Source organism: Calothrix sp. UHCC 0171 (assembly GCF_034931845.1).
Taxonomy (GTDB): Bacteria; Cyanobacteriota; Cyanobacteriia; order Cyanobacteriales; family Nostocaceae; genus Brunnivagina.
This window is the reverse complement of sequence record NZ_JAYGHN010000001.1, coordinates 281,083-306,288: the sequence shown is the minus strand read 5'-3', so window position 1 is coordinate 306,288 and position 25,206 is coordinate 281,083. Positions and strand designations below refer to the sequence as shown.

Sequence of the window (25,206 nt, the reverse complement as noted above, 5' to 3'; positions counted from 1 at the left end):
TTGTATCTTCAAATTTATTTGCAAACCCAGAAAATTGTTATAGAACAGTAATCAGGAGGTGTGAGATGAGTAACAATACGGCGGAATTATCAGGTCTGAGAATACCCGAAAATACTAAAATTTCCGCAAAGAAATTCCTAAGTAATTCTGTAGAATCTCTAGGACTTTCCAAAATCCAGCGACATATTTTTTTGTGTGCTGACCAAACAATTCCAAAATGTTGCTCTAAACAAGCTTCTTTGGAATCATGGGAATATTTGAAAAAGCGTCTTCAGGAGCTAAAACTCGATCAGACACAAGAAAATAACCTGAATTACATCTTCAGAACAAAAGCCAATTGCTTGCGAGTTTGTTGTTCTGGACCGATAATGGTAGTTTACCCGGATGGTGTGTGGTATTGCCAAGCAACTCCCGAAGTAATCGAACGAATTATTCAAGAACATCTAATTGGCAATAAAGTGGTAGAAGAATACGCATTTTTACTCCACTCTCTGCCAAATTGCTTCCAAAATGTTGGCGAACAATTAATAGAGGCTTAACCATGAAAAGGATATGAAAAGCAGTAAGCTTTAATAGAGCATTGATTAGCGTGGGTTAATTTTTGGGAGCATCTTAAACCAACACTTATGTGAACTTGAATAATTATTATTTAATCAGTGTTTTTTCGCCCGCACTCATCAAAGCGATATATAATAGCGCATTATAAATACTACTGCTCTACGTATCCTTACTGGACTTTAGCCCTAGTTTCCGAATGTCGAAAAAAGTCACTGTCACTTTTCAGGCGTGAAGGTAGCAAAGGCGAGTTAAGTGGGAAAGGCTCACACACTTTTAACGATCCACCATCATAGGAAACGAGTCAATACCCTGATGGACCGAAGCGCGACAATTGCCACTGCTATGAAAGAACCCAGCATGAAAGACCACAAACGACTTTTACTAATTGATGACGACCCAAACCTGATATTGCTGGTGAAGGATTACTTGGAATTCCGGGGATATGAGGTCGTCACTGCCGAAAATGGTCGGGAAGCTCTGGAAATTTTAGAGCAGGATATTCCAGATATGATCATTTGCGACGTAATGATGCCGGAAATGGATGGATATACATTCGTCGAGCAAGTTCGGCAAACCGAACGCACGAGTTGGATTCCTGTATTATTCCTGTCAGCGAAAGGACAAAGCGCCGATCGCGTCAAGGGATTAAATAAAGGGGCTGACGTGTACATGGTGAAACCATTTGAGCCAGAAGAACTAGTGGCGCAGGTTGAATCATCCCTCAAGCAAACAATTCGTTGGAAGGAGCACCAAGCAAAAGGTGGGGAAAACGGTTCTCGTATTCAAGTTCCTTTCGATGTGCAGCTAACACCTACCGAACTGAAAGTTGTCCAGTTTGTAGCTAGGGGATTAGCGAACCGCGAAATTGCTGAAGAACTCAACGTTAGCCAGCGAACTGTAGAAAGCCATGTTTCTAACATGTTAGGTAAAACTAACCTTCACAATCGCACCGAGTTAGCTCGCTGGGCAATTGAAAACCAAATGGCATAAATCGCTGATTAGGGGTTAAGGGAAATTAGTTGCATAATTAAGGGTACCAAATAACAGCAAATGCAGCTTTACACCTAAAAGGCAGCTTTTTTGTACTGGCAGCCTAGAGTTGAATGCATGTCTCCCGCAGCATTCAAACATTGACTCAACTTCTGACTCTTAACGCCTAACTCGCGACTTGAGCTTAACGCCCAATGACTCTTAACATGAGTCCAATCTTCGACAGACACCCGAATTGCACATCGTAATTCCCAGAGTGTCACCCTGAAATTTAGCTTTTGAGATTCCGGCTGATTTTACCCGATACATTGAGGTAGAGTCAGCTTTTCTTTTATGCTTTAGAGGATGTCAAATTTGATTAGTTGTATTGTATCGATTGACCGCAAAAATGTAAATCCGTGTTACAACGACATTGTTACTAGGAATACTCAAAATTCTACGTATATAGAAAATCCCCAAAAGGCAATAAGTAGGTAATTCCCAATACCATCCAGCCAGGCTTACGCTTACGTAATCTGCAATTGGTAATTCGTAGTTATTAAATCAGTAATTCCCTACGCCGACGCAATGACAATCTCTACTGAGACGAAATCGTACAACCTGCGTTATTGGTTTTGATGATGCTTAAGAGTATGTTGTGGATTGAGAATGGATAAGAAAAACTGGGTTTCCCCGTCCTGGAAAAACCCAATTCAGATGGAAAATTTTACTTTTGCCTTCACATACTAGTATTCGCGACATAACTCAACTGATTACTCATCAGAGTTGCGGTAAATCCACCATTTCTCGAACACTTCCCCGCACTCCACCGACTCCTTGAGCAAATTGACGATCTTGTTGATAAACTAACATCGGTAATCCGTTTCGAGGCGACATGACAATTAATCCCTTGGGGTGGATGGGATTTTTGTTAATTAATTGCAACCTGTAACGCATCAACAACATTGCCAAAATAATCTTGATTTCCATCATCGCGAACCCGGCACCAATACAAATCCGCGAACCGGCACTAAAGGGATTGTATTCGTACATCGTCGGTTCAATGGTTTCCCAACGCTGGGGGTGAAATCGTTCCGGTTGGGAATAAATTTCGGGGCTGTGGTGGGTTTGGTAAATACTCACAAAAACCTCGGTTCCCTCAGGTAAGTCGTAACCACCTAGGGAAGTGGCTTGGGAAATCACACGACCATTCCAAGGTACGGGCGATAATACTCGCATACTCTCTTTAATTACCCGTTCTAATAAAGGTAACTGCTGTAACTGTTCGAGAGTTGGTGCTTCCCCATGTAAAACGCTGTCAAGTTCATCGAGTAAGTCAGCAGCTATTTCCGGGTGTTGGGACAGCAAAAACAAAGTCCAAGTCAAAGCATTCGCACTGGTGTCATGCCCCGCAACATAAATTACCCCCACATGCCCCAGTAATTCGTCGTCTGTGAGGGTGACACCGCTTTCCGCATCCCTCGCTTGGATAAGCATTGAGAGAACATCGCCACCATCAATACCCTGGGCACGTTTACGCTGAATCACATTGCGTAATTCTTGATCGAGTTCCCCGACTGAATTTAGCAACCGGTGGAAAGGTAAGCCAGGAAAGTCAAAGGGCAAAAGTGAGAGTGCGGGATTACCCATTTGTGCGCCAACTTGCTTTAATAATCGGGTGAAGGTGTCGCCTTCTTCACTAAAATCCTTGCCAAATAAGGTTTTAGTCGCAATACGCATCGTCAAACGCCGCATTAACTCCAGGATATCTACTTCCTCACCCACCTTTAAGCGATCGAGTTCTGAGTCAGTCAAGGCTACCATATCATCACGGTAAGATTCGATACGTTGCTTATGAAATGCTGGCATTAAAAGCTGGCGATGTTGGCGGTGTTCTCCACCATTAACACCAAATAAACCCACAAGAAAATGTTGGAAAGGCTGTGTACGCAAAGAATTATTCCGCTTGCGGTACAAATCTCTAGTCAAGGGACATTTGTGGTAAATATCATGTTTACTAGTAACTTCGCGAACAATATCTGCACCGTAGGCAAGAACTGTACCTGGACAATTGAGATGGGGAGAGTAAATATTTGTACCACCACCTGCAAGTAAAGAGACAACCGAACCATAGTTTTGGAATAATTGACGCGACAAACTAATGGAGTCGTCTACAAACTTGAACATTTGGATCAGATTACCAAATAGCGGGGAAGAAGGGGGACCAGGTACTGTTAATTGAGGTTTGTTAGTAGTTGCAATCATGGTGTAATGGAATACAAATTTAGTTTCTAAATCACTTGCAAAATGGCACAATAAAATTTAACGACTTTGTGCCAAACAACAGTTCAAATCAAATGTTATCTGGAAAACAATTAAATTGCTACATCAGATTACTCAAAGTATTGCTTTCAGGATTTTTATCTACTATTACAGTCTTATTGTTTTTGCAGATACCAGTCTATGGGGGTGATTTATCCATATCCAAACCAGAAAATAATCCCATTATTATTGAAAATCTTAAACCAGGAACAAAAGATTGGCAGTTAATACATCCTGCTAGAAATAGAGAAATAGAAGGATATGCATCTTTAACTAGTGTCAATCGTGGAGACAAAATTAAGCTTTTTGTGAATACCAAAGACCCTGGATATACAATTGAAATTTATCGAATGGGCTGGTATCAAGGTCAAGGCGGGCGGCAAATTACACCAGCAATTTTTAGGGAATCAGTCAAGCAACCATTACCAATAGTTGACCAAACAACAGGTTTAATTGAATGTAATTGGCAAGACCCTTATGTATTACAAATACCCAGTAATTATCAGGATTCTTCCCAATGGGCAAGTGGTTTTTATTTAGCGAAACTAACAGCTAGTAAAAGCGGTAAACAAAGCTATATTATTTTTATTGTTCGTGATGATTCTCGCCCTTCAGATATTTTATTGCAATCGAGTGTCACCACATATCAGGCATATAATAATTGGGGCACAATGTCGCTTTACCGTTGGAATAGTCAAGGAAAACAAGCCTCAAAAGTATCCTTCAATCGTCCCTATGCAATGAGTCCCAATCGTGATGCTGCATACGGAGTTGGTGCGGGGGAATTTTTAACTAATTTTCAGCCCAAGCGGCGGACATCCAGTGCCGGATGGGAATATAACATGGTGCGTTGGCTGGAAAAAAACGGCTATGACGTGACGTACAGTAGCAATATTGATACCCACGAAAATCATTTAGATAAAATTAGTGGGAAAACAATCCTGTTTTTACATAAGGCATTTTTATCAGTTGGACATGATGAATATTGGTCGTGGCAAATGCGTAATAATGTAGAAGCTGCCAGAGATGCTGGTGTCAGTTTGGGTTTTTTCTCCGCGAATACTTGCTATTGGCAAATTCGCTTAGAACCTAGTCGGATTACTGGTGATATTAACCGGACAATTGTCTCCTACAAAGAAGCAGAAGCATTAGATCCATTTGCACGCGATCGCAATTTAAGTAATGATTATCTGATAACTACTCTTTGGCGGAGAAAACCTGTTAATCGTCCTGAGGATGCCTTAATTGGAGTCATGTACGATACTTTTCAGGTAAATGCTGATATCTTGATACCAAATACTGCTCCAGAATGGCTACTTGCAGATACACAATTGAGCAAAAATACGGCACAAACTTCAAAAAACTTATTTGGATTTGGCAATCCAACAACGGAAATGCGGTTATCAGGTTTGTTGGGATATGAAGTTGATAAAATGTTCAATTCTGCGCCGGAAAATACTATTCGCATTGCCCATTCACCCTATCGCCACGGTGGTAGAACTAAATATTCGGATATGACAGTTTATACTGCTAACTCTGGGGCGACGGTATTTGCCACGGGAACAATTCAGTGGAGTTGGGGTTTAGATAATTTTAATGCTCCTCAATTACGCCCTACATTGTTGAATCAAGACGCGCAGATAATAACTAGAAATGTTTTGGCAAAAATGCTTAAAAGTGGCGAATAGAATAATTGTCTTTAAATAAATGAAAGCTGATATCAGAAATTTTTATTTAGTTGTGGCAGAAATATTAACACTGTGATGCAACATTTTGGAGTAAGAGTCTGCTATGACACCTCAAGAATTTTTAGAAGATTTAGCTTCAGCGACAACAGACTCCGAGAAGCTAATGGTTTTTGCGCGATACTTGGATACAACTGCCTTGGATAATGCCACAAGTCGAAGATGGAGAAGTCTTTCCTACAGTGATGAAATTCAACTGTCACTCAATAACATTGCGTTTCATTTAGAGAGGCTTGCTGAGTCGGGAAACTAATACCAATTCTCCCAAAGAAAGTAACAGATGGTGACGCGGGGAGGCGGAGATAGACACGGAGATTTATTTTATGTGTTGCCACGGAGAGAGAAAGACAAAGTGAATCTGTTGCAGCGTCACTTGCCACAGGTTAGCCGCAGGAAGAGATTTTAATTGTCAGTGATTAGCCGGACTGAATCTGAGAACATAGGGAGAAATGAAAAGATGTTAAGGAAAATAAAATCTAAAATTTCTCTTTTCTCTTTTCTCTTCTCCCACTCTTAAGCTGAGACTAATCTTCGTAATGATTCTGCTCGACGTTTGGCTATTGCATTATTAGGTTCGCGTTTGAGTGCTTCTTCGTACATTTCTAAGGCTTGATTGTTCAGCTTTTTACGCTCGTAGGCATGGGCGAGATTGTTGTAGGCAACAACATAGTCGGGATTAGATTTTAGGGCTTCTTTGTATTGGCGAATTGCTAAGTCATATTGTTCTTGGGCAAAATAGACATAGCCAAGCCCGTTGTAAATAATACTGATACTTTCTTCGTTTTCTTCTTCGGCTGCTTTGAGTGCTTTTTGGAAAACACTAATAGCTTGGGAATATAGTTTTTTGTCGGAGTAAATGCTGGCTAATTCGTAATATTCTTGTGCTGTACCCTGTTCTTTGGTTAGTTTATTCCGCAGTCGAGAAAAAGAACTTTCGATTCGACGTGTTTTAAAGATTTGGCGAAATACACTGACGACGGTGAATAGTAGTAAGCCAACGAAAATCGAGAGATAAATAACTGCGAGTTTGCTATCCATTGCTGTTATATTAAATGTTCCTATTTTTATTATGGAGGAAAGGGGGAAGAGGAAAAGAGGACTGTTAACTTTTAACTTTTAACTTTTAACTTTTAACTTTCAACACTTAATATTCTCGAAGGTGGTAATCCCCAATACTGAATGCGCTCTTGTAGCCAACCTGTTTCTAAGTAGGTAGCGATCGCATTATCTACTTTCCTTCTTAATTTGTCGTTTTGCAACCCTTTCGCAATGACTATACATAATGGCTCTGTCGATAGTCGTGTTTCTAAGAGGCGATATTGGGGATTTTGTTTTACCCAGCCACTGAGTACGCTAGCATCGGCTGCAAATGCGGCAATTTTACTTGTTTCCAAAAAACTTTCGGCTTGTTTGTAGGAATCAACTCCAACCAAGTCGGCATTCGGTATAAAATATTTAATTCTTGATATCGTACTCGAACCTTTCAATACACCTATTTTGCGCTGTTTAAAATCACTTAATCTTTGAATTAAAGTATCTTTTGTTACTAAAATAGTGCTATCTAAATAGTAAGGAATACTGAAATTTACTAATCGAGCGCGGGATTCGGTAGCTGTGAATCTGGCAATGAGAATATCAACTTTATGATCTAAAACTTGAGAAATGCGATCGCGATTTTGTACAGGTATTAATTTAAAAGCTTTGGGTTTACCGAGTAAATCTTGAGCAAGTCGTTGAGCAATATCTATTTCTAAGCCTTGTAAATTACCACTTGCATCACGAAAACCTAAAGGAGTTAGGTTATCTTTGACGGCAATTTTAATGTAGCCGCGCGCCTGAATCTCAGATAATGGGGCGGCGTTAGCTGGGGCAAGAAGAAACGGAGTTGGAAAAAACGGAAAAGTTAAAAAACTACAAGAAAATAGGCAAAAGGTAAAAGTCAGGAGAAACTTCCGACACCATACAAATAAATCCATACAAACTTAATTTAGCAATGCCGATTGATTGTAACTCAGTTTGCGTTCACTGTTTGTATAGCCGTAAAGACGCGATCGGTTGAAGATAATATCTACATTCTTCCACCTTTCAGCTTTCCCCTTTCCTCTTTCCCCTTTCACCTTTATTTAACTTGGCTTGCCATTTCGGCGATTTTTGCAAACCCGGCTGGATCGAGAACTGCGATTTGTGCCAACATCTTGCGGTTGATATTGACTTCAGCTTTTTTGAGATTCCCGATAAACTTGCTGTAACTCATACCATGTTGACGAACAGCAGCATTAATCCGGGTAATCCAGAGACGACGAAAATCGCGTTTTTTCCGTTTGCGATCGCGGTAGGCACTGCGAAGCGCTTTCATCACCTGTTGATTGGCAGTCCGGAACAGGGTTGAATGGGAACCGCGAAAACCTTTAGCTAGTTTGAGAATTTTTTTGCGGCGCTTGCGTGCTACATTACCGCGCTTTACCCTTGTCATAACTTAAATTTTCCTGAGATTTACAAATAAGGAAGCATCAAACGTACGTTTTCTGCATCGCGCTCGTCAACAACTGCCATTTTCGACAAATTGTTTTTCTTCTTCCTCGTTTTATGTTCGAGAAGGTGGTTTTTAAAAGCTTTGCGACGCATGATTTTTCCGGTACCAGTAGCACGGAAACGCTTCGCCGCAGCTTTGCGAGTTTTGAGCTTAGGCATATTTTGGCATTAAATCGACACAATCTAATATATTACTATGTTTTTTATCTAGCGTCTCAGTTTTGCTCAATTCCAAAATATTAATCTCAATCATATTAATCTACATCGATCAACTGAGGACGGCAGGAACAGATTGCCATAAACCCACCTTTGGCTTGAATGAGAATAGCCGTCATGTCACCACAGGACTAGAGATAAGATTGTGCGATCGCATCTTCGTTTGCCGAGTTTAGAGCATTAGCAATGGGGTGAAACTGTATTAAACTGATGTGCAGCTAAATTATATAAGTCAAAAACGCAAAATAATTGTAGTGTGGAGAGGAGTTTCCGGGGAGATGTTCTTCACGGAAAACTCCGGGGCATCTTGCCCGCGTCTTATATACAAATTAGATGATTAGATGCATCGCAGCTTATCTCTGCAATGATGATCCCATTTGTTTTGCAAAGCCCGATGTTTGACTTTAGTCGAGATGACTTTAAATATAACCAAGTAATATTAATTACTCACACCTAAAAAAATACACTAGAATATATTCAAACATACCAGCAGCAAAACTGGCATATATACTAGTTATAAATGTTGCTTGTGTTGAAAAAGTAAGTGAAACATTGATACATCGAGTTGCCAGTTTGCAAAGTGTAATAAAAGATATAAAGCTAAGATGAAAATTACCGTACAACTGAGCATAATAATTGTTGCATTTTTGTAAATCAGTCTTCTTTGTATATATTTTGCAAGTGTTTCCGGAATCAGGGTGCTTTGTCAGAAAAAATAAAAGGAGTGACTAAGTAACCAACTCATGACCCACCACATGATCGGTAAAATACTGCAAGGACGTTACCAAATCGTCCAAAGCCTGGGTGCAGGGGTATTTGGACAAACATATGTAGCTGTAGATATTGAACATCCAGAAAATCCCAAATGTGTAGTTAAACAGCTCAAAGTAACTAGTTTCCAATCCAGCCATTTAGATACATTGAGACTAAGGTTTTTAACGGAAACACAAACCCTCAGACAATTAGGACATCACAATCAGATTCCTGAATTAATTGCTTGTTTTGAAGAGCATGAGCGTTTTTATTTAGTCCAGGAATTTATCGAGGGACATGCACTCAGTGCGGAATTGCCATTGAGTCAAGGCTATGGCTATTTCTGGGAAGAGGGCGAAGTCATCCAGTTTTTGATTGATGTTTTAGAGATTCTGGATTTTATCCATTCGCAAGGTGTGATTCACTGCGATATCAAACCTGAAAATTTAATTCGCCGGGTAAGTGATGGCAAGTTGGTATTAATCGACTTTGGCTCGATTCAACCTGTGGATTTTGGCATCGATTCGGTATTGCCGATTTATCGAATTCCTGTAACTTCCTTAGGATATATTCCACCAGAGCAATTTATTGGTCAAACCAAGCCTAACAGCGATATCTATGCGTTGGGTATGATTGTGATTCAGGCTTTAACGGGCTTGACTCCCTTGCAACTAAAAGTTGATCCTCAAAGTAATGAGATTGCTTGGCGTTTACCTCACTTACAGATTAGTGATTATTTGGCTGCTACTATTAGTCAAATGATTCGTTATGATCACCAAGAACGATTTCAGTCGGTGACGGAGGTGTTGCAGGTACTACGACAAATATCAATCGAAGTCCTCCCCCATACTGTCGAAGCTGAATATAGAGTTGTTGAAGAAAGTAGAAATTGGTACAGTCCGACTCGCAATCATTCGAGTACGGAAAAAACTTCACCCTCTCCACTGCTTACAGGCGTAAGGGTGGGACTGCTGGCAAATTCAGTAGTTATGGGATTTGGGGTATATTCTTTACTGAATAACTCCCCTGCATATTCGGAAACCGAGACACTATATAAAGCCACAGAAGAATATCAATCTGGGGATTTGCAAGGTGCGATCGCCTTAGCAAAGTCTATTCCTTCCCATAGTAATGTTTATCCGGAAGCACAAGCAACTATTCAAGAATGGCAGCAACAATGGCAAGTAGCAGCCGAAAGGTATAATCATGCTGAAAAAGCCATGTATGAGGGACAATGGTCTGAAGTTTTACAGGCTGCACCCCAAGTACCAGATATTTTATATTGGCAAGCGAAAACCGATAGATTAGTCAAACAAGCGAAATCCAAAATTGAAGTTCAAGGTAAGGGTTTATTGGCGAAAGCCTATGAGAAAGCGGCGGCGAAGGATTTCCATACAGCTTTAGATTATCTCAATCAAGTGCCCAGAAGCCCTAACACCAATGGAATAGTCGAACAAAAGATTGCCGAATATACTGAAAAACGCCAAATTCGTGCTGCATATCTTCTTCAAGAAGCTTACAGGAGAGCAAGCGATCGCGATTTTGCTACTGCGGTAAAATTTCTTGAACAAATTCCTCAGCAAACTCACGTATATGCAACTGCACAAGCAAAGCTAGTTGAATATACGCAAAAACAAAGCCTAGCTGCCCAAGGGCAGAAGCTTGCAGCATTAAAGACGGATGATTTAGGTGTAAATAGTAACATAAATAATTCCCGATTAGTTACGCCAAGTGATGCGAACAACTCGTTTATTCGCACTGAGTCTTCTACGAAACTGCAAGATTTTCAACCCGGTGATTTAATGCAGGAAGTTAATATTAGGTAATTGTTAGTGGATAGTTTTTCTAAGTATTAACTTCCTATTAATTAATAACCAATATTTTATGAACTAATAAATATTAATTATTTTGAGGATTCGATGTCACTCCTGAATCCTCTTTTTTGATTTGTTCTGGTTTAGTTGTATCTTTTGGTATGGTTAATTGTGCTTGTGCTTGGTTGAGGGCATTGATAGCTGGTTGAAAGTCTAGTTTTATTTTAATGGCTTGTTCATAAGACTTGATTGCTTCTGGAAATAGCTGCAAATTCAAGAATGCATTTCCTCGACTGTACCAGCTTTCGTAATGATCCGGTTTATAATTAACTGCACGATTATAAGAAGAAATTGCCTCTTCGTATCGCTTTAAGTTATATAGTGAGTTACCGCGACTATACCATACTTGAAAATCGTTGCGTTTAATCGCTGTTGCTTTATTAAAAGAATCCACCGCTTCTTCATAACGTTGCTGTTGATGTAGTGCCCAGCCCTGACTATACCATGCTTGATAGTTATTAGGATTATATTTTGTAACTTCCTTAAATGAGTCGATCGCTTCTACATACCGACCCATTTTTAGTAATACATTTCCCCGTGAAAACCAAGCTGGATAAAAATCTGATTTGATTTGTACGGCTTTATCATAGGCATTAAAGGCATCTTGATGACGTTGTAAATTTACTAATGCATTTCCCTTATCGTACCAGGCATTTTGATAGCTAGGTTGATATTCAATGGCTTTATCGTATGATTTTATGGCATCTTCATAACGTTTTAACGCATGGAATAATTTACCCTTATTATACCATGATTGTGGATAATCTGATTTTAATTCTACGGCTTTGTCGTAGGATTGAATGGCATCATCATACTGTTTTAATTGACTAAAAACTTCACCTTTAGCATTCCAGATTTCTGCATCATCGGCTTGTATTTCCAAAGCTTTATTATAGGAACTAATTGCCTCCTGATATCGTTCTAACTTAGCTAAGGTAAATCCTCTACCACGCCAAGCGAGAAATAATCCCGGTTGCAGTTGAATTGATTTATCATATGCAACCAATGCATCTTGATATTTTTTTAATTCATATAAAGCTTTGCCTTTCCCATTCCAAGCATCTGCATAATCATCTCGAATTTCTAGAGCTTGTTCATAGGTATTTAAAGCATCCTCATAGCGTTGTAAATCATATAAAGTATTTGCCTGTTTGTAGAGTGCTGCGGAATTAGTGGAGTTTATTGCATCTAAAATAAAAAATCCAGCAGTCGCAATAGTTCCTATGAGGGTAATTCCTGTTAAGGCTTTGATTGCGATTACTTTTGGATTGATGGGATGGAATAGTTTGATATTTGCAGATGAAATGTTTCCAGATTGATGATTGGCGACTAAAGCAGGTGCAGGTGCTAATGCCAGAGTCGCAGAAGAGCTATTGCTACCGCAGCTAAAATCTTTGATTGCTTGTAATGCTTCTCTTGCCGAAATAAAGCGATCGCGAAAATCATACTTTACCATTTTATCGATAATTTCGGCAAACTCTGGAGTCACATTTGCTTGATGTTGCCAAATAATTTCATTACTATCTGCATCATGTTCAAATTGTTCGGGAGATAAACCCGTTAGTGCTTGAATTCCAATTATTCCCACAGCATAAATATCGCTACTTAATTTCGGATTCCCCATTGCTTGTTCGCTAGGGATATAGCCAGGAGTACCAATCGCAACTGTGATTTTGGGGATTTGGGAAGTTACAAAATTTGTCGTAATTTGTTTAACTGCACCAAAATCAATTAAAACTAATTTATTATCTATTTTGTGTCGCAGAAGATTACGGGGGTTAATATCGCGGTGAATAACTTTTTGTTGATGTACAAATTCTAATATTTCTAAAATTTCTTGTAAAAGTGAAATAACTGCTGCTTGAGTAAACACTTTTCCTGGCGTTAATTCATGACTGAGATCATTTCCTTCGATGAATTCCTGTACCAAGTAAAATTCTTGATTTTCCTCAAAGTAAGCCAACAGTTGGGGAATATATTGATAATTTCCTAACTGGTATAAAACTTGTGCCTCGGTATCAAATAATCTCCGAGCAGTTTGTAAGGTATGAGGATCATGGGATTGTGGCTTCAGTTTTTTCACCACACACTGAGGTGTACCAGGAAGTTGAGTATCGCAAGCAACATAAGTTTCACCAAATCCCCCGCCACCAAGGTTACTAATTATTTGGTAACGTCCAGCAAGTGTGTTTCCCAACATTTGGTTATAGTGTGTGCGATACATCTAATTTTAATCTTGACACAAGTTTGAGGGAGAGGGGGCAAAGAAAGGAAAGACAGGGAAAAAGTTATGAAAATGCTCTATCCCTAATAATTATTAATTATTACTTATTCAGATAATATTTATAAATTCAGTATGATTCCTATTGGCGATAATGTCTTTCTGTTCGCACAGAAAAAGCCCTATGTCACATATATTTTGATTGGTATAATTATTGGTTTGTTCTTATGGGAACTAAAATTAGAACTAGGAAATGAATTAGGATACACCATTAGCAAACTAGGACTCATCCCAGCAGGAATTACCAATGCCTTGACAGCAGCGATATCTGGAAATCCTGCTGCTTGGGTTGCGGTAATAATGAGTTCGACGGGAATTTTCACGGGAATGTTTCTGCATAGCAGTTTTGCCCAAATTTTGGGCAATCTCTTGTTCCTCTGGGTTTTTGGTAACACTCTCGAAAAAATAATTGGTCATCATCGATTTTTATTACTTTACCTCACTTCTGGAATCTTCACAGGTATATTTCAAATTTTCACAGAGCCAAATTTGACTGTACCGATAATTGGTGCAAATGGTGCGATCGCATCAATTATTGGAGCATATATTTTCAAGTTTCCTAAAGTAAAAATAGATTCGGTCTTACCTTTATTAATTGTATTTATTCCAGTCGAAATTCCAGCATTTTATTATATTTTTTGGTGGTTTATACAACAGATTTTTTACGGCATTGGTAGTTTAAATATTCCCCCATTGGGAGCAAATCAATTTAGTATTGGCTATTGGATGCAAGGAATCGGAATGTTGTTTGGTGCAGTATATATACGTTTTATTCAATCCCGTTAGAGATTATTTATTTATATTTTATATTTATAAAGTAAACATAAATAAACTCAATTTCTCATCAAAACTCAGACAATAATATCCCTCTTTCATCACTCTAGGCAGTCCCAATGAAAAAATTTCATCGCCAAGCATGAAAGGCGGACACGGAGAGATGGGGACGCGGGGAATAATAAATGACTAATCACTCTTTCAAGCTAGAGACAAAAGATAAATCCTCAGATTTAGGATTGCCAAATACATAATTTTCTCAACATAATTTATTATTACTTGAGACAAATTTATTTTTCTGAGAATTCAAAAAATGATTGCCAATAATTTTAGAGATGAATTGTGCGTATTGTTTGGCGCTGACCTTAACTTATACTTTTTCAGTAGATGATAATATTGATTTGTTCTACGCTAATCGTTAGAATAAAGCCCGGAGCCACAGGTGTTATCCAACAACGCATAGCTTAATATCAGGCTTGATTTAAGTAAATGTCAGTGGTAAATCATACTAAGTAAAATAACCGAAATTTGAAGATTGAATATTTTTGCTTTGTTTGCTGTCGGAATCCAGTCCACACGTAGTCTATGGCGTTTTGGACAAACTGTACTTGGTGTGATATTTCGCCATCCTGTCCCAGGTACAAGCATTATCCCAATTTTACCAGATGGTCGGCTTGTCCTGATCCGACGACGCGATAACGGTCTTTGGGCTTTGCCTGGCGGTATGGTGGATTGGGGAGAAGATATACCTAGTACAGTTGACCGGGAATTGAAAGAAGAAACTGGGTTGGAATTAGTAAAAATTCGGCGTTTGGTTGGTGTATATTCTGCACCAGATCGTGACCCTAGAATTCATTCAATTTGTGTTGTCGTCGAAGCTGAAGTTCGGGGAAATATGGAGGTGCAGGATACCTTAGAAGTTATGGATATTCAAGCTTTTCATCCTGATTCCCTGCCTCCAGAACCAATGTCTCATGATCATACTCAACAGTTACAAGATTACCTAAAAGGCTTGACAACGCTGGCATAAGAATTATCTTTAAGTATGTAGTTGGTAGTTAATAACTGCTTGCTAGTGGTCTTTCCCATTAGCTAGCATGGCTTTTTATTTTGCAGCAGGGGCATCTGAGGGATTGATTTGGTTTAGTTTATAAACAGCTTCTTATCCTCCCTGATTGAATATTAAAGATTAAAGATTCAAAGATTAACCATTAATGATTAACTATTAAATGAAAATGGAGACTTTATTTCGCAACTCCCGGATTAAACTCTCTCAAGGATTACTATTCTGGCGTGAGGTTGGTGAAGGGATTCCTGTTATTTTTCTACATGGTAGTTGGAATGAGGGCAGTCAATGGGTTCCCATCATGGAGTCTTTGTCTCGAGAATTTCATTGTTTAACACCAGATTTATTAGGTTTTGGAGAATCTGAGATTCCCGATATTCACTACTCTATTGATTTGCAAGTCGAATGTTTAGCTGAATTTTTACAGGCATTAAGATTAGAAAATGTATATTTAGTCGGACATTCATTAGGAGGATGGGTAGCAGCTAGTTATGCTCTCAAATATCCAGATAATGTTAAGGGATTAGTATTACTTGCACCTGAAGGTGTAGCAACAGAGGTGACAGAAAAGCACTTAAAGCAAATGCGAAATTTACTACAGCGCTCGGAATTTATGTTTGCTTTATTGCGTTTACTGCGTCCCATCGCCAAATTATTCGGTTGGCAAATTAACGTTAATGAAGAGTGGAAACTGCGTCGTCAAATCGAGGAATATCCAACAGCTTGTGAATTATTATATCAGCGTCAAAAAGCTGAAATCTATGCAGAATATTTAGAAACACGCCTGCATTTACTCCAGGCTCCATCTATAATTTTACAAGGTGGCAAAGATAGCCCAGAAGCATTAGCTGCCAGTCAAGTTTATGCAAAATCAATACCAGGCGCAAATTTCCAAACGATCGCCCATGGAGAAAATAATTTACCAGAAAAATGTAGTCTGGTAGTCGCTGAGGAAATTCGCGATTTTATCAAAAGTTATTAATTCATTGATCAGGGAATTATAGATTTACATTTGGCTGATGGTTGCTTTAGCTTCCTGTGAGTAATTAAAGTTAGGAATTAATTCTTCTTAACCATTAATGATTATTAATTCTCTCATTCCCCACAAAATTAAATGGCGTTCAACTGTAATCCGATCGCGAATATGGGGATAATGCGATCGCCAATAAGCATGAATTATTTTACTATCTCCTCCCGTCATTATCACTTTCCCATCGGGAAAATCCCACCACCAAGTCTCAACAAAATCTCGAATTCCTGCAAGTAGGCTATAAATCACACCACTTTGTATTGCTCCCGGTGTATTCATTGCCAAGCGTTGCGGTAATTGTTGCGGTAATTCAACATTGGGTAACTGTCCAGTTCGATTTGCCAAAGTTGTTAGTTGCAAACTCAATCCCGGTAAAATTGCTCCTCCTGCGAATTCTTGCTTCTGATTAGCACCAGTAAAAGTCAACGCGGTTCCTGCATCGATTACTAATATTGGAAAGCCAAAATTGTTGCCTGCACCGTATAACCCTAAGGCTCTATCAATACCCAAAGTTGGATACATTCCTTTTAAAGGTACATCTTGTAAAGTAATGATTTGGACATTAGTATAATTTTGCCAGATTTCGGTTTGTCGAGGGACTACAGATGCGATCGCAATTTGCTCAAAATGTCTTGGCAAGCTGATGGGAACATCGGAAAAAAACTCCCCACCAGAAAATAGCTTTTCTAGTTTTCCACTTGTCGCTAACTCTTGCACCGCATCCACAGATATATGAGAGCTATCCCAAGCATAAATCAGGGTATTATCTGTAAATAATCCCCAATGCGATCGAGAGTTGCCAATTATTAAACCTAGCCAAGTTTTGGACATATAATGTCAGAGTTTTTACGCTCTAAATCTATCCTGCGTAGGAAGAAATATACCCTTTATTAAAGCAAAATTAGAATACCTTACATTACAATAATTGAATTTTTATTTCAGTTTTTTAATGCAGAATATAAAGCGATGACAATTAGAAAACTTTTATTAACTGCAATTGCAGCATGTTTGAGTATGATATCTAGATTACCAGTTCAAGCAGCAAATAGTCAGATTACTTGCGATCGCGCCCCTGAGAAATAATTGCTACTCAGTCGTTTCTCAACAACCTGGTAAACCCACCTACCGGAATAGACCTATTGTTGATTATCGTTATGTTTAGTTTTAAAATTACAACTTTCACCCCTGTCACCGTTTCGCGGTATATTCATAATTATGTCCGCGTCGCTATCTAAACAGTGCCAAAAATTATTGCGGTTGTTAATGGTAAAGGCGGAGTTGGTAAAACAACTACCGCAGTGAATCTGGCAGCAACTTTCGCAGAACAGCAAAAAGTGCTTCTTGTTGATGCCGATATTCAAGGTTCTGCAAGCTGGTGGTTTGGACGCAGCCAGAATGGAATGGGATTTGACCTATCTCAAGATACAAATCCTCAACTTTTAAGTCATTTGCGTAAAATAAAAGGTTACGATTTAGTTATAGTAGATACGCCTCCAGCGCTACACTCAGAAGCTTTAGCAGCAGTTGTGGGAATTGCTGATTACTTAGTTCTACCCACACCTCCAGCACCAATGGATTTAGCTGTGCTTGTTGATACGGTGAAATCAGCAGTTGCTCCTGCGGGAACTCCTCACCGAGTCCTGTTGACAAAAGTTGATACGCGAAGTTTAGGAGAAGCTCTGGAAGCTCAAAATGCTTTGATGGAGCTAGGGATTCCTGCCTGTAATGCTTTCATTCGTATTTATAAAGCTCACGAGCGAGCAGTGCTTGATGGTGTACCAATTACACAATGGCGGGGAAAAAATGGGCGCGAGGCAGAATCTGACTACCGTCGCGTTGCCGAAGAAATACAACGAGACTGGAGAAAATAATGGCTAAGAGACAACTAACTGAATTAATACAAGACGAAGCGAAAAAGATTCCTACCCCTGCTCAAGATTCAGTAATTGATGTCACCGCGACAGCAGTTAAAGCTTCTGAGCAAAAAGAAGACAAGGAAGCAAAAATTTCGGATATTCAAGCAAAAACAGAAACGGAAAATATAGAAGAAGAAAAAAATTCAAAACGTACTCATCCCACGAAAGCAGAATTAGAAGTAACTGTCAAAGAATTAAACGAATTGCTCACTGAAGCTAGCGATCGCCAAATTAATTTACAACAAGAAATTGACAAGTTACAATCAACTTTATCTGAGCAACAAGCCAAAGCGAACGGTTTAGCAAAAGAGCTTCAAGAAGCAAAAACAGCAGCTATACATCTTGCAGATGCTAATTCCCAATTAAACGCAGAAATTAACGCTTTGAAGCAGGAAAAAGCCCAATTTGAGCAAGAAAAAGCACAAATTGCCTTAGTTCAACAAACTAAGCAAAAGCCAGCCCCAGAAACTTACAAACCAGTATTACACCACAAAAAATCCTATCATGCATTTGATAGAAGACCGATTGAACCATTACCAACAAGAGAATCGGAAGAACAGAAAGAAAATTCTTCTCCAATGTGGCTACTAGACTGAAATATTAGTTTCATTGCAATTAGTCTAATTTAGAGTTTAAATACAAAAATAAATACAAGACTAAATGCAAAAAAAAGCAAAACTGGTGCTGTATTTATGAGCAAGCGTTCCATTATAGAACGCTTATTTGCTATGTTTTAAACACAGCGTCAGAGATTACCAGAATTAAAGGGTTACAGTATTTCCCATGTACAACTTCTTACCTATCGCCTTCTTTGAAAATAAATTTGTACCATTTGCTGAAGCAAAAATTTCTATTGCTACCCATGCACTCCACTACGGAACTGGCGCTTTAGGTGGTTTGCGCGGTATTCCTAACCCCCAAAATTCTAATCAAATATTATTATTTAGATTAGATCGTCACTGTCAAAGATTAAGCACTAGTGCCAGGTTTCTTCATTACGATATTTCCGCCGAAAAAATTCAAGAAACAATTATTGATTTTGTTAAAAAAAATCGTCCTTCAGTTTCATTTTATATGCGTCCTTTTGTCTACACTGCTGACTTAGGAATTGCACCCAGATTACACAATATTCAAAAAGATTTCTTCGTTTATGGTTTGGAATTGGGTGAATATTCTTCACCTGAAGGTGTCAGTTGTCGAATTAGTTCCTGGTATCGTCAAAATGATGTGAGCTTCCCATTGCGAGGTAAAATTAGTGGAGCTTACATTACTTCTTCGCTGGCAAAAACAGAAGCGATTGAATCTGGTTTTGATGAAGCAATTTTGATGAACTCCCAAGGGAAAGTCAGCGAAGCTTCGGGAATGAATATTTTTATTGTTAGAAATGGGCAGATTTTCACACCCGGATTTGAACAAGATATTTTAGAAGGGATTACCCGTGATAGTGTGATGAAAATTGCTGGTGATTTGGGGATAAAAGTTGTCGAAAGACCAATTGATAAGTCAGAATTGTTTATTGCCGATGAAGTCTTTTTGTGTGGGACTGCGGCTAAAGTTTTACCTGTCAAGCAAATAGAAAATTTTACCTTACCAGAAAATAGACCGATAACTGAGAAATTGCGGGATAAATTTACTGCAATTACAGAGAATCGTGAACCAGATTATCAAGATTGGGTTTTCCCTATTTCGATTGACTAGTTTGAGATTTTTAGATTCTCGTTTTTTTCAAGAAGGCGAGAGTCTTATGATTTTTTCGATTTAGCAAAATCTAGTACATGCTTGGCTGTTATTTGTGGTTGTTCTAAATGCGGAACATGTCCAGAATCTTGAATCCAAATTAATTTACTATTAGGAATTGCTCGTTTAAATCTTGCTGCATCTTTTGTTCCCAAAATTTTATCGGAGTCACCCCACAAAATTAATGTTTCTTGTTGAATTTTCATTAATTCTTTAAATCTAAAAGCACTATAACCACCACTTTTTGTAAAAGTAATCAAAGCAGTATTCCAGTTCGGCAATTCTAAATGTAAAGCCGCACAAAGTTGAGCATCAATAGAAGCTAATTCCTTATTTTTATAAGCAGCACGAGATATATTTTGACGAACTTTCGGGCTTTTCAAAAAATTTGTGAGCCAAGTATCTAAAGGCGAAAACATCAACTTGACTAATGGAGAGCCACCAACTAAACCAGCACTATCAATTAATATTAGTTTTTCGACAATTTCCGGGTAAGTGAGAGTAAAATCTATCGCTGCGGCACCACCCATAGAAGCACCAACTAAAATAACTGGTTGATTAATGAGTGTTTTCCAGAAATAATAAAGGTGGGTTTTGATAGCAGTTGGACTATATTTGATTCCTGCAACTCTATCGGTAAAACCAAAACCTAACATATCAACTGCCCAAGTATCCTTTTCTGTTGCCAGAAGTGGAAAAAGGCGGCGAAATTCTAATAAAGAACTATCAAAACCGTGAATTAATAAAAGTGGTGTTTGACCATTACCTTGCCCTTGGGGAACTTGATGAGCATAGGCAGTAGTAACTGTTTTCTCCGCCAGAGGAGTAGAGATTTCTGCAAGCTGAATTTGTTGAGCGATCGCAATTGAAGCCGCTTCGGTAAGTTGCCCGACTTTAGTAGGTAAAAAACTTGGAAACATAAATATTAGTTTACCGCGAAATGGATATCGAGGAAAGCAAAAGGCAAGATTGAGAAATTAGGAGAAATTATCTCTTTGTCCTCGGCTATCTATAAATTCCCTGTCTTCCCCTTCTTCCCTTTTCCCTGTAAAATTAAATTCACTCTCTTAGGAAGCCTGTCGGAGATAAAATTAATGCCCCAAGCGGTTGGCGTAATCGAAACTTTGGGTTTTCCTGCTGTACTCGCCGCAGCAGATGCAATGGTAAAAGCTGCCGAAGTGGCGATCGTATATTACGATATTGCGGAAAGCGGGCGCTTAATAGTCGCTGTGCGCGGACATGTATCAGAAGTTCAGCGAGCGATGGAATCCGGAATTGCAGCAGGTGAAGCCACTTTTGGCGGTCAAGTCATAACCCACTATATAGTCCCTAATCCACCAGAAAATGTAGAAGCCGTTTTACCAATTCATTTCACCAGAAAATCAGAACCATTCCGAATTTTTTAAATAAGAGTAGGGATTAGGAGAATTAGGAGTGAATGAATTCATAAATTCCCTCCCCCAATGTCCAATATCCAAGACTCATTATTTTGAAAATATCTTCCAAAAGATGTAAGAACATTCGTACAATTAGTTTTTAACGCCACATACGTTTACTGATATAGGAGATAATCAATGTCGCTACAGGCAGTTGGAGCACTTGAAACAAAAGGATTTCCTGCTGTACTCGCAGCAGCTGATGCAATGGTAAAAGCTGGACGAGTTACTCTTGTTGGTTACATCCGGGTAGGTAGCGCTCGTTTTACAGTTAACATTCGTGGGGATGTCTCAGAAGTTAAAGCCGCAATGGCTGCTGGTGTTGAAGCTGCTGAAAACTGCCACGGTGGTGTTTTGGAATCCTGGGTGATTATTCCACGTCCCCATGAAAACGTTGAAGCTGTTCTACCAATTGCTTATACTGACCAAGTAGATCAATATCGACAATCTGTAGAAAACCCAATAGTTCGCAGAAGTTAATCAACAACATAAAATCCGAAGAGAGTTTAGTCTGTTTCCAGAATGAGCATACTAGACTCTCTTTATTGGTTTTGATGGGAACTACGTAATTATCTATAAAAAAATCTATAAAAAATACAAAATGCTTAGTATGATGTTAATTGCTGCTTAAAAAGTACCCATATGGGTACTTTGAAATGTGTGATATTTTTCTAAAAATGATTTATGGAGTGAGTAAATTTGAATGCAAACAAAGGATATCTATGTTGATAATTTTACAAGTAAATAAACACTATTAACAGGGAAACTCAATTTGAGACTTCATGTATATTCGCTTTCACTTTGTCAAAAATGAGTTTTTAATGACAAGAATAGGTTTATACTAGTATAAAAAATATCCATGACTCTGTATCAATGGCGAAATCCATAGACATGAAACCTGAGTCTAGAAAACAGCGTCTTTAATGCCAACAAACCTTATTTATCTGTTGTACATAATTATGTAGGTGCATAATGTCATAAACTCACAACCATGCATAAGTTGAGATGCTCTACCACTATATTGTCAATAGACTGGTGTTGAAAACCTCAATAAAATTTATGTAATTTACAAAACTTTACATAAAGACCAATTCGGTAAAAATGTTGAGAGTTCTAAAAACTCAATATCTCAGAAATGAGAAAAAAACATAAAAATTCCGAAAAGACTGCATAAATTGAATGAGTTAAAACGTAATAAAAGTGTAGCTACAGAACAGTGATAATAACATCACCAATTAGGGTGCAACTGCCAGTTAATTAAGGTGTATAAGCGGGATAACAGGGGGTTGTGATGCAAACTGTGAAACAGGGTTTTGAGGAGCGCAATCTCACAATGGCAACGGTTGCGGAAAAACTAGCACAAGAATGGCACTCACGCTTGGAAGCTGAGTGTCCAGATCAAAGTGGAGTCAATCGAGAAAGCATAGTTAATTGGTTATTAGGGAGCGATCGCAATCGGTTTGACGAGCTAGATCGAAAAGATTTAGAAATTGCCAAGCAAGCGATGGAGTACCGCTATCGAATTTTACAGCAGCGTTATTTGAATAAAGGGCGTGATGTTGCTTATCGCAACCTCATTACTCGTTTGGGCAGTTTGGTGACACTGCGAAACAAAATTCAAACTTGGGTAGCATTGAGTCGAGACAGACAGCGTTCGGTTATGGACGTATTGCAAGAAGTAATTCAAGAGCTATTGCAAAGCGATAATTACATGCTGTCCCAGATGGCTTATATTTCCCAATGCACCAGCGAACCCAAGTTAAAAAACACACTCTTATTTGCTAGCGTTGAAGAATATTGCTTGCGTCCAATCCGCAATCAGCCTTTATTGGTATATCGGTTTGTTAATTATTTAAGACGCACGCAACGAGGTGGATTAACTCAAGTTCCCACCAGCGACTTAGTAAAATTGGTATCGGAAGAAGTTTTAACCGACGATAGTGATAATCGGATAAATTTAGCAGACAATCAAGCAATCACCGACTACCAAGAAGAGCAGGAACTTGAAGAACAGCAAACCCTGCGGAACGAAGTCAAAGAAGAATTTGAGAACTACTTAAGAGAAAACCTTGGGGAAGAAGCAGTATTGTGGTTACGCATGTACCTGCAAGGGAAAAGCCAAGATGCGATCGCCAAAAAATTAGAAAAGCCAATTCGAGAAATTTATCGACTGCGGGAAAAAATTAGCTACCATGCAGTGCGTGTTTTTGCCCTCAAAGGCAAACCTGAACTTGTCGATAGTTGGTTAGGTACATCCCTGAGCGAACATAACTTTGGCTTGACACAACAACAATGGCAGCAGTTATTAGCAAAAATATCTCCCATCCAAAAGCAAATATTAGAATTGCGAAAAGCCGGAGAAAATATCGAAATAATTGCTCAGAAGCTGAAATTAAAAGCACATCAAGCAATGGGAGAATGGACAAAAGTCTATCTCACCGCCCAGTCGTTACGAAGTGAAGAGTAGAAACAAGGGAGAGAAAACACAAGGAAGAAACTTCTTTCTTGTTCCTCTTATCCCCTGTCTCAGATTCAGTTAGGCTAATTACTGGTGATAAAAATTTTCCGTGTTTCCCTATCTCTCCATTTCCAGAACAAATTGATTTTCAGTATCTAGATAGTTCACCAAAGTAACTTTGCAGGGACAAAAATCTCCGAGTCAATCTCAACCCGTCAATTATGGGTTGGCGAACCACTAGGCAAGCTTGAACGAACTCCCGATTCCCCAACAAAGAAAAAATCGAAATTTGTTAACTCCCCCTCAACTTCTGGGCAATATAGAAAAGTAGGATAATCGAGTGATCGGACTATGTTGTCTTCAGAAGGCAAACCAATTGACACCGAAGTACTAGGGGAAAAAGTGTCACCTGACACAGAGCTTCAATGGAATCACGAACCAGAGCGAGAGCAAATAATTCAGCTCATTGAGAATTTTTTATCCTTTGAAGTCTGTCTTTACCATCAAATTTTGCCTCTGCGACTTGAAGACAAAAGCCTGATACTTGGCATGGTGAATCCAGAGGATGAGGCTGCACTAGATTACGTCAACCGCATTTTAATATATGTAAATTACACAATGACGATTCAGGCAATGTCTGCCGAGAATCACCGTAGCATCCTTTCAGCTTATTTAAATTACAAAAATACATCTCAACCTCTGCCCCAGCAAGTAGCCGAAAATGAGGCATATTCCCCAGAATCATCGCCACAAGCCGCCTCAACAGAAGCATCTTCAGACCCTCAAGTAGAAGCAGAAGCAGAATCAGAAGAGATAAATTCTCATCAAATACAACCAGAAGATAACACCGAAAACACACCTGCGATCGAGATACCACATTTACTAGTACCTGAACCCAACGAATTTACACCAGTCGAACTGCTATCAACACTACCACCAAAAAAATTTTTAGAAGAATTATTAGGTAGAGTCATCACCGGAGGAATTGGTAGGCTTTACTTTGAACGTTTACCCTACGAAGGCAAAATCCTTTGGAGTGAAAATGGTGTCCTACAGTCAGTGTTAGAAAAACTACCACTTTCTGTCTTTCAAGGTGCCCTGAACGAACTCAAAAAATTTGCTGGCTTACGCTTCAATACGCTGTCAGAGGCAAAGCAAGTTGAAAAAGAATACTTATATCAACAACAACGACTGTTATTGCGCTTGCGAGTCATGCCGGGAATGTATGGCGACGAGGCAACCCTCCAAGTCCTCCGGGGAGCCGCATTAAAGTTTTATCAACAACAACAGTTTTCGCGTATTAGCCGTGATGCTATTGGTATTTCCCAACAATTGAGTTATAAACTACACGAACTCCAACAGAGGATGCTCTCGAATCGCAATATCAGCAACGAAAGCCTAGAGACATTAAAAGTTCTCAACAGACTCTTAAATAACCTAGATAATCAAATCAAAGAACTAACGGAATCAGAGGAAAGTAAAAAATAGTCATTTTACCCGTCGCATCTATAATTAAATTTGATTTGTTTTTACAAGCAT

The 25,206-nt window shown here is 38.9% G+C and carries 23 protein-coding genes; 15 read left to right on the top strand and 8 right to left on the bottom strand.

All coding sequences use genetic code 11. The features are described from left to right. The first annotated feature begins 65 nt into the window (after window positions 1-65). Both VB733_RS01185 and VB733_RS01180 read left to right on the top strand, forming a co-directional pair. The gene (locus VB733_RS01185; RefSeq protein ID WP_323338284.1) at window positions 66-539 is read left to right on the top strand and encodes a ferredoxin; all 474 of its coding nucleotides are present in this window, start codon (window positions 66-68) and stop codon (window positions 537-539) included. A 331-nt stretch (window positions 540-870) separates the two neighbouring features. Next, window positions 871-1,548 carry a response regulator transcription factor gene (locus tag VB733_RS01180; RefSeq protein WP_095720377.1) on the top strand — a complete coding sequence of 226 codons (678 nt, stop codon included), beginning with the start codon at window positions 871-873 and terminating at the stop codon, window positions 1,546-1,548. 759 nt (window positions 1,549-2,307) lie between these two features. Here the strand turns inward: VB733_RS01180 and VB733_RS01175 are convergent. Then, a complete protein-coding gene (locus tag VB733_RS01175; RefSeq protein WP_323338283.1) occupies window positions 2,308-3,792 on the bottom strand; it encodes a cytochrome P450 in 1,485 nt (494 codons plus the stop codon). Window positions 3,793-3,884: 92 nt separating this feature from the next. Here VB733_RS01175 and VB733_RS01170 point away from each other — a divergent pair, with 92 nt between their 5' ends. Beyond that, window positions 3,885-5,537 (top strand): N,N-dimethylformamidase beta subunit family domain-containing protein, encoded by a 1,653-nt coding sequence (locus VB733_RS01170; RefSeq protein ID WP_323338282.1) that lies wholly within the window; start codon window positions 3,885-3,887, stop codon window positions 5,535-5,537. A gap of 103 nt (window positions 5,538-5,640) precedes the next feature. Beyond that, window positions 5,641-5,847 (top strand): hypothetical protein, encoded by a 207-nt coding sequence (locus VB733_RS01165; protein ID WP_323338281.1) that lies wholly within the window; start codon window positions 5,641-5,643, stop codon window positions 5,845-5,847. Between the two features lie 260 nt (window positions 5,848-6,107). Here the strand turns inward: VB733_RS01165 and VB733_RS01160 are convergent, their stop codons facing one another. The 4 genes from VB733_RS01160 to rpmI form a co-directional block, all read right to left on the bottom strand. Beyond that, window positions 6,108-6,632, bottom strand: coding sequence for a tetratricopeptide repeat protein (locus tag VB733_RS01160; protein ID WP_323338280.1), 525 nt, complete (start codon window positions 6,630-6,632; stop codon window positions 6,108-6,110). 92 nt (window positions 6,633-6,724) lie between these two features. Next, complete coding sequence (locus tag VB733_RS01155; RefSeq protein ID WP_323338279.1) at window positions 6,725-7,570, bottom strand: transporter substrate-binding domain-containing protein; 846 nt, start codon at window positions 7,568-7,570, stop codon at window positions 6,725-6,727. Window positions 7,571-7,713: 143 nt separating this feature from the next. After that, window positions 7,714-8,067: a 50S ribosomal protein L20 gene (rplT, locus tag VB733_RS01150; RefSeq protein WP_096610542.1), complete on the bottom strand. Its 354-nt coding sequence runs from the start codon at window positions 8,065-8,067 to the stop codon at window positions 7,714-7,716. Between the two features lie 20 nt (window positions 8,068-8,087). Further along, window positions 8,088-8,285 carry a 50S ribosomal protein L35 gene (rpmI, locus tag VB733_RS01145; RefSeq protein ID WP_096610544.1) on the bottom strand — a complete coding sequence of 66 codons (198 nt, stop codon included), beginning with the start codon at window positions 8,283-8,285 and terminating at the stop codon, window positions 8,088-8,090. Window positions 8,286-9,085: 800 nt separating this feature from the next. Between rpmI and VB733_RS01140 the strand changes: the two genes are divergently transcribed. Then, window positions 9,086-10,921, top strand: coding sequence for a serine/threonine-protein kinase (locus VB733_RS01140; RefSeq protein ID WP_323338278.1), 1,836 nt, complete (start codon window positions 9,086-9,088; stop codon window positions 10,919-10,921). A 73-nt stretch (window positions 10,922-10,994) separates the two neighbouring features. On the opposite strand, the gene VB733_RS01135 is transcribed toward VB733_RS01140, so the two are convergent. Further along, the gene (locus VB733_RS01135) at window positions 10,995-13,169 is read right to left on the bottom strand and encodes a tetratricopeptide repeat protein (protein ID WP_323338277.1); all 2,175 of its coding nucleotides are present in this window, start codon (window positions 13,167-13,169) and stop codon (window positions 10,995-10,997) included. Between the two features lie 156 nt (window positions 13,170-13,325). Here VB733_RS01135 and VB733_RS01130 point away from each other — a divergent pair, with 156 nt between their 5' ends. The 3 genes from VB733_RS01130 (at window position 13,326) to VB733_RS01120 (ending at window position 16,072) form a co-directional block, all read left to right on the top strand. After that, entirely contained in the window at window positions 13,326-14,036 is a 711-nt protein-coding gene (locus VB733_RS01130) for a rhomboid family intramembrane serine protease (RefSeq protein WP_323338276.1), read from the top strand. 523 nt (window positions 14,037-14,559) lie between these two features. Next, on the top strand, window positions 14,560-15,054 hold the full coding sequence (locus tag VB733_RS01125; RefSeq protein ID WP_323338275.1) for an NUDIX hydrolase: 495 nt from the start codon (window positions 14,560-14,562) through the stop codon (window positions 15,052-15,054). Between the two features lie 205 nt (window positions 15,055-15,259). Beyond that, a complete protein-coding gene (locus VB733_RS01120; protein ID WP_323338274.1) occupies window positions 15,260-16,072 on the top strand; it encodes an alpha/beta hydrolase in 813 nt (270 codons plus the stop codon). A gap of 87 nt (window positions 16,073-16,159) precedes the next feature. On the opposite strand, the gene VB733_RS01115 is transcribed toward VB733_RS01120, so the two are convergent. Next, window positions 16,160-16,951, bottom strand: a complete 792-nt coding sequence (locus VB733_RS01115) for a pantothenate kinase (protein WP_323338273.1) — start codon at window positions 16,949-16,951, stop codon at window positions 16,160-16,162. A gap of 407 nt (window positions 16,952-17,358) precedes the next feature. Here VB733_RS01115 and VB733_RS01110 point away from each other — a divergent pair, with 407 nt between their 5' ends. The 3 genes from VB733_RS01110 to VB733_RS01100 all read left to right on the top strand — a co-directional run bounded on the left by VB733_RS01110 (window position 17,359) and on the right by VB733_RS01100 (window position 19,734). Then, the gene (locus tag VB733_RS01110; RefSeq protein ID WP_323338272.1) at window positions 17,359-17,991 is read left to right on the top strand and encodes a ParA family protein; all 633 of its coding nucleotides are present in this window, start codon (window positions 17,359-17,361) and stop codon (window positions 17,989-17,991) included. After that, the gene (locus VB733_RS01105) at window positions 17,991-18,632 is read left to right on the top strand and encodes a hypothetical protein (RefSeq protein WP_323338271.1); all 642 of its coding nucleotides are present in this window, start codon (window positions 17,991-17,993) and stop codon (window positions 18,630-18,632) included. Before VB733_RS01110 ends, VB733_RS01105 begins: the two co-directional genes overlap by 1 nt. Before the next feature lie 187 nt (window positions 18,633-18,819). After that, window positions 18,820-19,734, top strand: coding sequence for a branched-chain amino acid transaminase (locus VB733_RS01100; RefSeq protein ID WP_323338270.1), 915 nt, complete (start codon window positions 18,820-18,822; stop codon window positions 19,732-19,734). Between the two features lie 44 nt (window positions 19,735-19,778). On the opposite strand, the gene VB733_RS01095 is transcribed toward VB733_RS01100, so the two are convergent. Next, window positions 19,779-20,693 carry an alpha/beta hydrolase gene (locus tag VB733_RS01095; RefSeq protein ID WP_323338269.1) on the bottom strand — a complete coding sequence of 305 codons (915 nt, stop codon included), beginning with the start codon at window positions 20,691-20,693 and terminating at the stop codon, window positions 19,779-19,781. Between the two features lie 174 nt (window positions 20,694-20,867). Here VB733_RS01095 and VB733_RS01090 point away from each other — a divergent pair, with 174 nt between their 5' ends. The 4 genes from VB733_RS01090 (at window position 20,868) to VB733_RS01075 (ending at window position 25,155) form a co-directional block, all read left to right on the top strand. After that, a complete protein-coding gene (locus VB733_RS01090) occupies window positions 20,868-21,179 on the top strand; it encodes a BMC domain-containing protein (RefSeq protein ID WP_096610489.1) in 312 nt (103 codons plus the stop codon). 168 nt (window positions 21,180-21,347) lie between these two features. Beyond that, complete coding sequence (locus VB733_RS01085; protein ID WP_096610487.1) at window positions 21,348-21,689, top strand: carbon dioxide-concentrating mechanism protein CcmK; 342 nt, start codon at window positions 21,348-21,350, stop codon at window positions 21,687-21,689. A gap of 811 nt (window positions 21,690-22,500) precedes the next feature. Continuing rightward, window positions 22,501-23,676, top strand: coding sequence for a HetZ-related protein 2 (locus tag VB733_RS01080; RefSeq protein WP_323338268.1), 1,176 nt, complete (start codon window positions 22,501-22,503; stop codon window positions 23,674-23,676). Window positions 23,677-24,018: 342 nt separating this feature from the next. Next, entirely contained in the window at window positions 24,019-25,155 is a 1,137-nt protein-coding gene (locus VB733_RS01075) for a pilus assembly protein PilB (RefSeq protein WP_323338267.1), read from the top strand. Window positions 25,156-25,206: the final 51 nt, after the last annotated feature.